Here is an 11,558-nt window from a genome sequence, read left to right as displayed (position 1 = left end):
TGAGACGCCCGCCTTCCGGTGGTCTAGGCCTTGCGACGGCCGAAGATCAGGCCCTGGATGAGCAGGACGACGATCGCGCCGCCGAGCGCGAAGAGCCAGGTGAGCGGCGAGGTGAGGCCGCCGTCGCCGAAGACGTCGTAGCCGAGCACCGCGCTCGCGACCCAGGCACCGAGGGCGGCGCCGAGCAGGCCGAGGATGATCGTGAGGAACCAACCGACCTTGCGGCGCAGGATCAGCTTCGCGATGATCGCGGCGACGATTCCGACGAGGAGGAAGGGAAAGAAGCTCATACGAGTACTCCAAGGGGTAAGGGTTGCGCACGCGAGCGCGTGCGCACCTCAGTGTGGCAGGAGCCGGGCTCCGGCAACAGCATTCCGGCAACAGCAGAAGGGCGGGGGCCGAAGCCCACCGCCCTTCTGATGTCTGTCGCTCTCGCGGGGTTAGGCCCGGCGACTGCCTCGCGTGACGAGGCCGTAGATCAGCAGGACGACGATAGCGCCGCCGATCGCGAGCAGCCACGTCTGGATGGAGAAGAACCCCTCCAGGCCGATGCCGAACACGGCGCTTCCGATGAAGCCACCGAGCAGTGCACCCACGACGCCGAGGATGAGGGTGATGATCCAGCCACCACCCTGAGTTCCGGGCAGGATTGCCTTTGCGATAGCACCGGCAACCAGTCCCAGTACGATCCAGCCGATGATTCCCATGACGACCTCCCAGTCGTTCTTTTACTCCGGCTCCGGGTCTCGGTGCCTCAACAACACAATCACAGACCCTCATTCGGGGGATGCCCCTTGCCCTAGACCGCCGTGTCTGGTAGCTGTGCGTGCGCAGGGTGAGTAATGCTGGACTCATGGCACAGCAGCATCCCTGGAGCAGGTACGTCGCGATCGGTGATTCGTTCACCGAGGGGATCGGCGACCCGGAGCCCGAGAGCCCCGGCGGGCACCGGGGGTGGGCCGACCGGGTGGCCGAGGTACTCGCCGAGCAGACGGAGGATTTCGCCTACGCGAACCTCGCGATCCGCGGCCGGCTGCTGCAGCAGATCTCCGACGAGCAGGTGGATGCCGCACTCGAGCTCAAGCCCGACCTGATCACGGTCTCGGCGGGCGGCAACGACATCATCCGCCCTGGCACGGACGCTGACGACGTCTCCCGCCGCTTTGAGTCCATGGTCGAGCGCCTCCGCTCCGACGGGGCGACCGTGGTGATGTTCAACGGTCCGGACATCGGCATGACCCCGGTGCTGGGCCGGGTGCGCGGGAAGGTCGCGATCTACAACGAGAACCTGCGCGCGATCGCGCAGCGGCACGACTGCATCGTGGCGGACATGTGGGCCCTGCGGGAGCTCGCCGATCCGCGGATGTGGGCGCCTGACCGGCTGCACTTCTCCCCCATCGGCCACAACACGATCGCGACGATGGTGCTCGACTCCCTCAACGTGGAGCACACGCTCGAGCCGTTCAACCCGGAGCCGCTGCCGCCTCGGCGCTGGCGCCAGGCGCGCGCGGAGGATATCGGCTGGGCGCGGGAGTACCTGGTGCCGTGGGTCCTGCGGCGCGTGCGCCATCAGTCCTCGGGCGACAACGTGACGCCGAAGCGCCCGGGCTACTAGGGCCCGAGCGCTCGGTGAGAGCTAGATGCCGGCGTAGCCGGTGCGGCCGGCGGCCGGGCAGTCGAACGGGTCGGTGTTGCGGCCGACCTCATTGAGGTAGCGCACGACGGTTCCGTACGCGGTGGTGAGCCCCACCGCGGTGTACTCGATGCCCTTGGCCTCGCAGTACTCCTTGGTGATCTCGGCAGCGCGCCGCAGGTTCGGTCGCGCCATGCTCGGGAAGAGGTGGTGCTCGACCTGGTAGTTGAGCCCGCCCATGAAGTGGTTCATGACGTGCCCGCCGCGGATATTGCGGCTGGTGAGCACCTGGCGGCGCAGGAAGTCGACCTTCGAGCCCTTGGGCAGGATCGGCATCCCGATGTGGTTCGGGGCGAACGACGCGCCCATGTAGAGGCCGAAGATGGCCAGCTGCACGCCCAGGAAGGCGAACGCCATTCCCAGCGGCATGAACGTGAAGATCACGGAGACGTACACGATGTTGCGCACTGCGAGCAGCACGATCTCGAGCGCCCGCTTGTCGACCTTGCCCTTGGAGAACACGGTGATGAACGCGTGGCGGTGGAGGTTGATGCCCTCGAGCAGCAGCACCGGGAAGAACAGGTAGCCCTGCTTGTGGGCGAGGAACCTGCTCAGGCCCGTGAGGCCCTGCGCCTTCTGCTCCTGGAAGATGATGAAGTCGGTCTCGATATCGGGATCGCGGTCGACCGTGTTCGGGTTGCCGTGGTGGCGAGTGTGCTTGGTCATCCACCACGAGTAGCTGATGCCGACGAGCAGGTCGGCCATGATGCGTCCGCCGAAGTCGTTTGCCTTGCCCGACTCGAACACCTGGCGGTGGGCGAGCTCGTGGGCCATGAACGCGTACTGCGTGAAGATCACGCCGAGCACGCCCGCGATGAGCAGGACGTACCAGGTGTCGTTGAGCAGAGCGAAGCCGAACCACGCGGCGACCATTGCCGTCGTGATGACGGCGAACGTGAGGCCGTAGAACCGCTTGCGGCGCCGAAGGAGGCCCGCATCGCGAACTGTGTGCAGCAGAGCCGAGAACTCCGAGAGCGGATTCGGCAGGCCGCGGTTGCCCGTCTTGATGATGCGGGTGGGTTCGGCAGAAGCAGCAGCAGTAGTCACGTGGCCTCAAGGGTCGAATGACTTCACAGCCACAGCGGATGAGCAGATGCTCGATACGGCAAGCGTAGCGGTGGAGCCTGTGAACACCCCGCTTATCGGCTAGAAGAGTTCTGCGGGATTCGTCAGGCGCCACCACGGACCGGGGTCGTCGATGGTCGCGGACAGCTCGAGGGGCACTGTGACCCGCTGGGTGCCGACCGCGAAGAGGAGCGTGCCGACCCGGGTGCCGGCGTCGGCGAGGTGGACGTCGTCCACGGTGACATCTACGGTCACGGGCGTAGCCGACCAGACCGCCACCGAGGAGTCCTTCGCCGCAACCGCCGCCGCGGCATCCCCCCACGGCGTTTCGTAGCTCGCGAACTCCTGTCCGGCGGTCGTGAGCGTGACCTCCGTGAAGCCCGCGTCCACCTCGGCGAGCAGAGAGCGGATCGCGGCGTCGATCGTGTCGTGGTCGGGCCCGCCGAGAACGACGCCGACGACGGTGATCGTGGTCGAGCCGACCGCGTGCTCCTGCGAGAACAGCAGGCACGCACCGGCCTCGTCGAGCGTGCCGGTCTTGATGCCGTCGACGCCGTCAACCCCGAGGAGTTCGTTCCGGTTCTCGATGGTGCCGATGTCGGGGACGTCCATGGTCCGGGTGGCGACGATCTCGGCGATGACCGGGTTTGCCTCCGCGAGTTTCGCGAGCTCGACGAGGTCGGCGACCGTGCTGCGGTTGTTGGGCGAGACGCCGGTGGGCTCCTCGATCGTCGTGCTGGTGAGGCCCTTCGCAGCGAGCCAGGCTTTCGCTGCATCGATGAACGCCGACTCGGAGCCGTAGCCCCAGGTGGCGAGCGACTCGGCGTAGTTGTTCGCCGACTCCATGAGCATCACGTTCATGACGTTGCGCTGCGACATGACCTGGCCGACGGACACGGACTCCACGACTCCCCCGTCGGCGAGTTGCGCGTCGTAGTACCCCTGGTCGACGTCGCCGAACGTGATATCCGGACCGGACTCGCCGAGGGCCAGCGGATGCGCGTCGAGCACGACGAGGGCGGTGATGACCTTCGAGATCGAGGCGATCGGCAGCGGATCGGTGGACCCGGCGCTCGCCAGCACCCCCGGGTAGCCGACGGCCCCGACGCCCGACGCGCCGTACTCGGGGAAGGCGACAGCCGGCTGCGATGCCGCGGGCGGCGTGTACGACTCGAGCGCTGCCGCGACCGGCTTGAGCGGCGCGAGCAGGGTGAGCGGGAGGTAGAACGCCGTCGCGAGCACGACGGCCGCGCCGCCGAGCACGGCGATCCGACGGCGCCGGTAGATCTGGCGTCTGGTCAGCGGCACGCTAAAAGAATAGGCGAACGGCTAGGCGAGCCCGCCGTCGACGGAGCGCCGGGCGGGCACAGTCTCCTCCGGGACGAGCACCTCCGTCGACTCGTTGAGGGACTCCCCGCGGAAGAACGGCCGTGCCCGCACGAAGAACGACCACACGATCATCAGCACGATGCCCACCGCGAGGGATCCGATCCCGACCACGAACACCCCGCCGACGCCGAAGAGCACGGTGTAGCCGTAGTCGGGGTTGAACATGTCGATGGCGGAGAAGATGAACGCGGCAGACAGCATGAGGGCGCCCAGCAGCGGGAAGAGGAACTTGAAGAACACGTTGTGTGCGTTGTCGAACAGCTCGCGGCGGAAGAACCAGACGCACGAGAATCCGGTGATCGCGTAGTAGAACGCAATCGCGAGGCCGAGAGAGAGGATCGTGTCCGAGAGGAAGTCCTCGCTGATGAGCGTGAGCCCGACGTAGAAGACGGTCGAGACGATGCCCATCACGATCGTCGAGAACGCGGGCGTGTGGTACTTGGGATGCACGACGCCGAACCGCCGCGGAAGCGCGCGGTACGCCGCCATCGCCAGCGTGCCGCGGGCGGTCGGCAGGATCGTGGTCTGCGTCGACGACACCGCCGAGACGAGCACCGCCACCACCAGCAGCCACGCGAACGGGCCGAACAGCACGTCCTTGAGGGCGAAGAACACGTCCTCCGAGTTGTCCTCGTTGCCGAGGCCCAGGCCGCTCGACCCGAGCCCGGCGTAGGCCATTGCCGCAACGGTCACTCCCACGTAGGTGACGAGCAGGATCAGGGTGGAGAGGATCGCAGCGCGGCCGGGCGTGCGCTGCGGGTCCTTGGTCTCCTCGTTGAGCGCGAGGCAGGTGTCCCAGCCCCAGTAGATGAAGAGGGCCAGCAGCACCGCCTCCACGAAGCCGGACGCCGACTCGAAGGCGAACGGGTTGAACCACGAGAGATCCGGTGCCGTTGCGCCCGCCGGGGCCGTGCCGGTCGCGACCGCGACGATCGCCGCGACCACGAAGACTCCGAGGGCGAGGTACTGGATGCCCAGCAGCACGTTCTGCAGCTTCTCCCCGATCTCCGTCCCGCGGTAGCTGATGAAGGTCATGAGCGCGATGAAGACCACGCCGGTGGCCGTGACGATGACCGGGTTGGCCGCGAGCTCCGGGTTCACCAGCAGCCAGAAGTACTTGCCGCCGATCTGGGCGAGGTTGGCGAGGACGACGATGCCCGCAACTGCGACTCCCCAGCCGCCCATCCAGCCGACCCGCGGGCCGAACGCCTTCGTCGCCCAGGTGAACGTCGTGCCGCAGTCAGGCACCGCGCGGTTGAGCTCCCGATAGGCGAAGGCGATGAGCAGCATCGGTACGAAGGCGATGATGAACGCGATCGGCGCCTGTGCACCCACGGCGAGCACGACGAACCCGAGCGTCGCCGCGAGCGAGTACACGGGGGCCGTCGAGGCGAGCCCGATGACCGTGTACCCGAACAGGCCGAGAGTGCCGGTGGCCAGGCCTTTTCCGCCGAGATCTGACATTCTCAACCTCCGTCGTTGGGGTAGTCGCGAGCCTACACAGGCTTCGGGTTATGGTCGATCCATGGAGACGGCTCCGTTCGAGACCACGGCGATCGACGCCTATCCGACCAGGTCGGCGTGGGATGCCGCGGCCGCCGAGCTCGTCGGCACGATGCTCCACCGCTGGAACCTCACCCCCGGCACCGCGTTCGTCGGCGGAGAGGCCGCCTCCGTCCTCCGGGTCACCACGGCGGACGGCACCTCGGCCGTCCTCAAGGTCGGCTTCCCGCACGTCGAGGCGATCTGGGAGGCTGTCGCGCTGGAGGGCTGGGGCGCCGAGCTCGCGCCGCGCGTGCTCCGGCAGGACCCGTGGACGTGGAGCCTCCTCCTCGAGGACGTGCAGCCGGGCATCCCGCTGCTGCGCTACCAGGTGCCAGCGAAGAACGCGCTGCGCTCCGCGGCCCGGCTGCACCGCGTGCTCTCCGCGATGCCGGTGCCGGACGGCGTACCGCGGCTGGACGAGTCGATGCGCCCCTTCTACGACAAGGCCGTGTCGCGGCTGCGCCAGCACCTGCCGCTACTGGGCGAGAACGGCGCCGTTCTCGAGGAGGGGCTCGCGGTGCTCAGCGGGCTTCTCGACTCGGCGGCCGGCGACGCGTTCCTGCACGGCGACTTCAACCCCGGCAACGTGATCAGCAGCGACCGGGGCTGGCGGGCGATCGACCCGAAGCCCATGCGCGGGGATGCCGCGTTCGACCTGTGGCCGCTCGTGAGCCAGTTGGGCAGCCCGTGGACGGACCAGCACCCCGAGCGCGTGCTGCTGGATCAGCTGCGGTTCGCCTGCGAGCTCGCCGAGGTCGACTCCCAGCGCGCCGCTCAGTGGGGATTCGCCCGCGCGGCGCTCAACATCAGCTGGTTCCTCGATGACGAGGACGGCCGCGCGGCACTCGTCGCGATGCGCGAGGCGAGGGCGTGGCGGGCGGTCCGCGGGTTGAGTAGCGCCCTCTAGGGCGCGTATCGAAACCGGGAGGTGCATGGTTTCGATACGGCCGCGGGCGGCCTACTCAACCCGCGGGTAGGGCGCGTATCGAAACCGGGAGGTGCATGGTTTCGATACGGCCGCGGGCGGCCTACTCAACCAGCCTGAGCGCGTAGACGCCGACCGCGCTGGCGGCCGCGACGTTGAGCGAGTCCACGCCGTGCAGCATCGGGATCGTCACGACCGTGTCCGCGGCCTCGAGCGCCGCGGCACTCAGGCCGTCGCCCTCCGTGCCGAGGACCAGCGCGATGCGCTCCGGCTGGCGGGCCGCGAACTCGTCGAGGGTCACGGCGTCGTCGGAGAGCGCGAGCGCGGCGATGTGGAACCCTGCGGCCCGTAGCTCCTCGGCACCCAGGGGCCAGTCGGGCAGGCGGGTCCAGGGCACCTGGAGCACCGTGCCCATGCTCACGCGCACGCTGCGGCGGTAGAGCGGGTCCGCACAGCGGGGCGTCACGAGCACGGCGTCGGCGCCGAGCCCCGCGACCGAGCGGAAGATCGCGCCGACGTTGGTGTGGTCGACGATGTCCTCCAGGACAACCACGCGCCGGGCATCCCGCAGCAGCTCTGCGACCGGCAGAAGAGCGGGGCGGTGCATGGAGGCGAGCGCACCCCGGTGCAGGTCGAAGCCGGTGAGCGACTCGAGCAGCGGCCCCTCGCCCACGAAGACGGGCACGTCGTACGGTTCCAGCAGCGGTGCGAGCTCGCCCAGCCACTTCTCCAGCATGAGCACCGAGCGCGGCCGGTGGCCCGCCGCGAGGGCCCGGGCGATGACCTTCGCGGACTCGGCGATGTAGAGCCCGCCCTCGGGCTCCGTGCGGCGGCGCAGCGCGACATCCGTGAGGTTGGCGTAGTCGGCGAGCCGGTCGTCCGACAGGTCCGTGATGGTCACAACCTGCACACGAACCTCCGGATCAGGGCGCGGGGAAACATATCCGCAACGTCCGTTGTTTAGTCTTGCAGAGACCGGAGGGAGTGGCATGTCGCAGACTGCAGTGGAGTCCCCCGCGTTCGAGGCGGCGGTCACGGCCCTTCGCGGCAAGACCCTTGCCGTTCTGACCGGGGCCGGCGTGAGCACCGACTCGGGCATCCCGGACTACCGGGGCGAGGGCGCACCCGTGCGCACGCCGATGACCTTCCAGCAGTTCCTCGCCGATCTCGACTACCGCAAGCGCTACTGGGCGGGCAGCCACTTGGGCTGGAAGCGCTTCTCCGCGGCCTCGCCCAACGCCGGCCACCGCGCCCTCGCCGACCTCGAGCTCGCCGGCCACGTCGACGGCATCATCACCCAGAACGTCGACGGCCTCCACCTCCGCGCCGGCTCCCAGCGGGTGGTAGACCTGCACGGCAGCATGGACCGCGTCGTGTGCCTCACCTGCGGCCAGTACTACGCGCGCGGCGGGGTCGCCGACCAGATCGCGGCGGCCAACCCCTGGCTCGAGTCCCCGGAGGCGGTGGAGCTCTCCCCCGACGGCGATGTCGAGATCAAGGATGTCGCGGCCTTCGTCCTCCCCGAGTGCACGGTGTGCGGGGGCATCCTCAAGCCCGACGTAGTGTTCTTCGGCGAGTTCGTGCCGAAGGAGAAGTTCGCGGAGGCCAGCGCTCTCCTCCAGGCCGCCGACGCCCTCGTGATCGCGGGCTCGTCGCTCGTCGTCAACTCGGGCATCCGGCTGCTCGAGCAGGCCAGCCGCCGCAAGATCCCGATCGTGATCATCAACCGCGGGGTCACGAAGGGCGACAATCGCGCCTCCGTTAAGATCGACGCAGGGACTTCGGAGACACTGGTGTCACTCCTGGAGCGACTCGGCGACTGACCGGGCATCCCCGCCCGGAAGGATCGATGTGCTGCTCTACCTTGTTCGCCACGGTGAGACGGACTGGAACAGCCAGCGCCGCATCCAGGGCACGACGGACATCCCGCTGAACGATGTCGGCCGCGCCCAAGCGGCCCGTACCGGCCGGCTGCTCGCCCGTCGGCAGTGGGACGCCGTGGTCTCGAGCCCGCTCTCGCGCGCGTTCGAGACCGGGAGCATCATCGCCGCCGAGCTCGGTCTCCCCATCCCCACCACCGACGGCCGTCTCGTGGAGCGAAACTACGGCGAGGCCGAGGGGCTCGACTTCGAGGAGATGCAGCGGCTCTTCCCCGAGGACACGAAGGTGCCGGGCCGGGAGCGGCGCTCGGTGGTCGCGGCCCGGGCGCTGGAGGCGCTCATGGACATCGCGCACGCCCATCCCGAGGAGTCGGTGGTCGTCGTGAGCCACGGCGGGCTCATCCGCTCGGTGCTGCGCAAGGTCGACCCCGACGGCGACCACGGCATGATCACCAACGGCTCGGTGCACAGCTTCCGGTACGAGGACGGCGCACTGAGCCTCATCGCGTTCGACGACCCGATCGAAGACGAGTCCCTCGAGGGCGAGGATGTGCGCCAGCAGAACCCGATGGAGGCGCGCAAGTGACGGACCCGCGGGCCCTCGCCTTCCAAGCGCGCCTCGCCGAGCGCGGTATCGACATCGAGCCGCGCGAGATGGACGAGAGCACCCACACCGCCCAGCAGGCCGCCGATGCCCTCGGCTGCAGCGTGGCGGCCATCGTCAAGAGCCTGCTCTTCGAGGCCGACGGCGAGCCCGTGCTCGTCCTCGCCTCCGGCCCGAACCGGGTCGACACCGCGCTGATCGAGGAGCTGCTCGGGGTCTCCGTGACCATGTCCGACGCCAAGCGCGTGAAGGCTGTCACGGGGTCGTCGATCGGCGGAGTACCGCCGTTCGGGCATCCCGAGCCCCTTCGTACCGTGCTCGACGAGACGCTGCTCTCGCTACCGGTGGTGTGGGCGGCGGCCGCCAGCGCGCACTCGGTCTTCTCGATCGAGCCCCAGCGCCTTGCCGAGGTGACCGGCGCTACTGTCGCGCGCGTTTCTTGACCGAGCGGCGCTCGTAGGTCTCGGTGAGCACCTCGAGGAGGGCCTTCGCGGCATCCGGCCAGTTGAACCTCTTCGCCCACTCCGCAGACGCCGCCGAGCGGCGCGCCCACTCCGCCGGGTCGTCGAGCTCGTGGACGGCCGCCACGAACGACGCCGTGCTCGACGGGTCGAAGTAGCCGGCGGCCGGGCCGCCGATCTCGCGGAATATCGGGATGTCGCTCAGCAGCACGGGGGTGCCGAGTGCCTGCGCCTCGACGACGGGCAGGCCGAAGCCCTCGTCGCGCGAGGCGGTCACGAGGGCGGTCGCGCCGAGCATGGCCTTCTCGTAGTCCTCGTCGCTGGCCCCGTTGTAGAACACGACCGAGCCCTCCGGGGCGAGCGCGGTGAGGCGCGCCTGCTCCTCCGGCGAGACGCGGCTCATCAGCAGCAGCCGGTAGCCGGGCAGGTCCCGCATGGAGTTCACGAGCAGGTCCACGTTCTTGTAGGGCATGAACGACCCCATGTAGACGAGGTCACGGGATGCCGCGGCGCTGCGCCTCGGCGCGGACTCGGGCTGCTCGGTGCCGAGTAGCACCACCCGCACGGGGTTCTTCGTGAGCCGGTGCCGCTCCATGAGCTCGCGCGTGGTCTCGGAGTCGACGAGGTGCGCGTCCGCCCGGTTGAGCAGGGCGCGCTGGAAGCCCCACCAGAGGTGGTAGCCGCGCCACAGCAGGCGCAGTGCGGGGTTGAGGTCGCGGGGCGGCGTTCGGTGCGTGTAGTAGATCAGGTCGTGGACCGTCGTCACGAGGCCGTACTTGCGGAAGCCCGGGCCCATGGTCTGCATGGGCGTGAACACGACGTCGGGCTCGTACTTGTTGACCGTGAGAGCCACCCAGGGCTCCCCCGGGCTCGTCGAGGAGGGGCCCATCACCCAGGGCAGGTCGGGAAGCATCTCGAGCTGCTTCTCGTCCTGGATGAGCATGGTGACCGGGTGGAGCTTGCTCAGCTCCTCCACGAGGCGCGCGCCGTACCGGCTGATGCCGTCGTGGCGGCCCAGCCGCGTGTAGCGGTTGTCGAAGATGATCTTCACGCGGCGACCGTGCCGTCGCCGAGGAAGTCCACGATCTCTCGCGCGGCCTCGCGCGGCTTCTCGTAGTGCACGAGATGGCCGACGCCCTGAAGGATCGTGAGGCGGGCATCCGGGAACAGGGTTGCGAGCTTCTCCTGGTCGGCGACGGACGTGATCGGGTCGCGGTCGGCGCCGATGAGAAGGGTGGGGACCGTGATCGTCGAGGCGAACATGCTCACATCATTGCTGATGGATGCCTCGAAGCCCTCGACGACCGTGTCGCGATTGGCGTAGCTGCTGAAGTAGGTGTCGTGCTGGTCGTGGATCCAGCGGCGCAACGGCCTGCTCTTCGTCTGCACGAGGAAGGCGCTCATGCCGCGCACGATCGGCGGGAAGGAGAGCAGGCCCTTGCCGATGCGCTCGGGCAGCGCCCGCGCGACGCGGTAGAAGCCGAGGGTCAGCTGGCTGCCGAACCGGTTCGGGCCTTCGAGCGCCGGTGCGGCGATCGGGTTCACCAGGATGAGCTTCGGCGTCGCGAGGCCGCCTGCGACCGCGGCCGAGGCGACTATCGAGCCGAACGAGTGGCCGAGGATGACGGCGGTGCCGCGCAGCTCGAGCGCGTCGGCGAACGCCTCCAGCCACTCGGAGTACGCGGCGATGTCGTGCGTGCGCCCGGGCAGCGGGGTGGACGCGCCGAAGCCCGGGAGATCCGGGCTGATGACACGGAGGCCGCGCAACTGGGCGACGACCGGCTCGAGCCCGTGGTGCTCGCCGCGGTAGCCGTGGACGACGAGGACGGTGGTGCGGGCATCCTCGGGGCCGTAGTCCCAGTAGGCGGTGGTGCTGCCGAGCACCTCGACGGAGCGCTCGCGCACCGGGATTTCGGCGAGCAGCGAGGAGTACGGGGAATCGACGGGCACGGTCGCAATTCTAGGCAACGCGAACTGCACAAGCGCTTGCAGAGCG

At 68.9% G+C, this 11,558-nt stretch carries 13 protein-coding genes; 5 read left to right on the top strand and 8 right to left on the bottom strand.

Annotated elements, in window-relative coordinates:
* Positions 1–23 precede the first annotated feature (23 nt).
* Both AC1RTC_RS03975 and AC1RTC_RS03970 read right to left on the bottom strand, forming a co-directional pair.
* Positions 24–290 carry a GlsB/YeaQ/YmgE family stress response membrane protein gene (locus AC1RTC_RS03975; protein ID WP_493154154.1) on the bottom strand — a complete coding sequence of 89 codons (267 nt, stop codon included), beginning with the start codon at positions 288–290 and terminating at the stop codon, positions 24–26.
* Positions 291–440: 150 nt separating this feature from the next.
* Positions 441–707, bottom strand: a complete 267-nt coding sequence (locus AC1RTC_RS03970) for a GlsB/YeaQ/YmgE family stress response membrane protein (protein WP_493154153.1) — start codon at positions 705–707, stop codon at positions 441–443.
* Positions 708–853: 146 nt separating this feature from the next.
* Here AC1RTC_RS03970 and AC1RTC_RS03965 point away from each other — a divergent pair, with 146 nt between their 5' ends.
* A complete protein-coding gene (locus AC1RTC_RS03965) occupies positions 854–1,615 on the top strand; it encodes an SGNH/GDSL hydrolase family protein (protein WP_493154152.1) in 762 nt (253 codons plus the stop codon).
* 21 nt (positions 1,616–1,636) lie between these two features.
* Here the strand turns inward: AC1RTC_RS03965 and AC1RTC_RS03960 are convergent, their stop codons facing one another.
* The 3 genes from AC1RTC_RS03960 to AC1RTC_RS03950 form a co-directional block, all read right to left on the bottom strand.
* On the bottom strand, positions 1,637–2,740 hold the full coding sequence (locus AC1RTC_RS03960; RefSeq protein WP_493154151.1) for a fatty acid desaturase family protein: 1,104 nt from the start codon (positions 2,738–2,740) through the stop codon (positions 1,637–1,639).
* A 99-nt stretch (positions 2,741–2,839) separates the two neighbouring features.
* Positions 2,840–4,066, bottom strand: a complete 1,227-nt coding sequence (locus AC1RTC_RS03955; protein ID WP_493154150.1) for a D-alanyl-D-alanine carboxypeptidase family protein — start codon at positions 4,064–4,066, stop codon at positions 2,840–2,842.
* A 21-nt stretch (positions 4,067–4,087) separates the two neighbouring features.
* Positions 4,088–5,611: an APC family permease gene (locus AC1RTC_RS03950; RefSeq protein WP_493154149.1), complete on the bottom strand. Its 1,524-nt coding sequence runs from the start codon at positions 5,609–5,611 to the stop codon at positions 4,088–4,090.
* Between the two features lie 61 nt (positions 5,612–5,672).
* On the opposite strand from AC1RTC_RS03950, the gene AC1RTC_RS03945 reads away from it, so the two are divergent.
* On the top strand, positions 5,673–6,599 hold the full coding sequence (locus AC1RTC_RS03945) for an aminoglycoside phosphotransferase family protein (RefSeq protein WP_493154148.1): 927 nt from the start codon (positions 5,673–5,675) through the stop codon (positions 6,597–6,599).
* 121 nt (positions 6,600–6,720) lie between these two features.
* Here the strand turns inward: AC1RTC_RS03945 and AC1RTC_RS03940 are convergent, their stop codons facing one another.
* Entirely contained in the window at positions 6,721–7,527 is an 807-nt protein-coding gene (locus AC1RTC_RS03940; RefSeq protein WP_493154147.1) for a TrmH family RNA methyltransferase, read from the bottom strand.
* Positions 7,528–7,606: 79 nt separating this feature from the next.
* Here AC1RTC_RS03940 and AC1RTC_RS03935 point away from each other — a divergent pair, with 79 nt between their 5' ends.
* The 3 genes from AC1RTC_RS03935 to AC1RTC_RS03925 are packed head-to-tail and all read left to right on the top strand — an operon-like array spanning position 7,607 to position 9,544.
* On the top strand, positions 7,607–8,440 hold the full coding sequence (locus AC1RTC_RS03935; RefSeq protein WP_493154146.1) for a Sir2 family NAD-dependent protein deacetylase: 834 nt from the start codon (positions 7,607–7,609) through the stop codon (positions 8,438–8,440).
* Positions 8,441–8,468: 28 nt separating this feature from the next.
* Positions 8,469–9,083 carry a histidine phosphatase family protein gene (locus AC1RTC_RS03930; RefSeq protein ID WP_493154145.1) on the top strand — a complete coding sequence of 205 codons (615 nt, stop codon included), beginning with the start codon at positions 8,469–8,471 and terminating at the stop codon, positions 9,081–9,083.
* Entirely contained in the window at positions 9,080–9,544 is a 465-nt protein-coding gene (locus AC1RTC_RS03925; RefSeq protein WP_493154144.1) for a YbaK/EbsC family protein, read from the top strand. The genes AC1RTC_RS03930 and AC1RTC_RS03925 overlap by 4 nt, the downstream gene beginning before the upstream one ends.
* Here AC1RTC_RS03925 and AC1RTC_RS03920 read toward each other — a convergent pair.
* Together AC1RTC_RS03920 and AC1RTC_RS03915 are read right to left on the bottom strand one after the other, a co-directional pair.
* On the bottom strand, positions 9,522–10,613 hold the full coding sequence (locus AC1RTC_RS03920; protein ID WP_493154143.1) for a glycosyltransferase family 4 protein: 1,092 nt from the start codon (positions 10,611–10,613) through the stop codon (positions 9,522–9,524). The genes AC1RTC_RS03925 and AC1RTC_RS03920 overlap by 23 nt on opposite strands.
* Positions 10,610–11,512, bottom strand: coding sequence for an alpha/beta fold hydrolase (locus AC1RTC_RS03915; protein WP_493154142.1), 903 nt, complete (start codon positions 11,510–11,512; stop codon positions 10,610–10,612). The genes AC1RTC_RS03920 and AC1RTC_RS03915 overlap by 4 nt, the downstream gene beginning before the upstream one ends.
* Between the last annotated feature and the right edge of the window lie 46 nt (positions 11,513–11,558).

The organism is Rhodoglobus sp. GW821-FHT12B09, from assembly GCF_058809925.1.
The sequence above is the reverse complement of the archived record's forward strand: the minus strand, read 5'-3'. Positions and strand labels throughout refer to the sequence as shown.

Bases quoted from the DNA above. Each gene is read 5' to 3' on its own strand.
- AC1RTC_RS03975 (WP_493154154.1), bottom strand. From the start codon at position 290: ATGAGCTTCTTTCCCTTCCTCCTCGTCGGAATCGTCGCCGCGATCATC.
- AC1RTC_RS03970 (WP_493154153.1), bottom strand. From the start codon at position 707: ATGGGAATCATCGGCTGGATCGTACTGGGACTGGTTGCCGGTGCTATC.
- AC1RTC_RS03965 (WP_493154152.1), top strand. From the start codon at position 854: ATGGCACAGCAGCATCCCTGGAGCAGGTACGTCGCGATCGGTGATTCG.
- AC1RTC_RS03950 (WP_493154149.1), bottom strand. From the start codon at position 5,611: ATGTCAGATCTCGGCGGAAAAGGCCTGGCCACCGGCACTCTCGGCCTG.
- AC1RTC_RS03945 (WP_493154148.1), top strand. From the start codon at position 5,673: ATGGAGACGGCTCCGTTCGAGACCACGGCGATCGACGCCTATCCGACC.
- AC1RTC_RS03935 (WP_493154146.1), top strand. From the start codon at position 7,607: ATGTCGCAGACTGCAGTGGAGTCCCCCGCGTTCGAGGCGGCGGTCACG.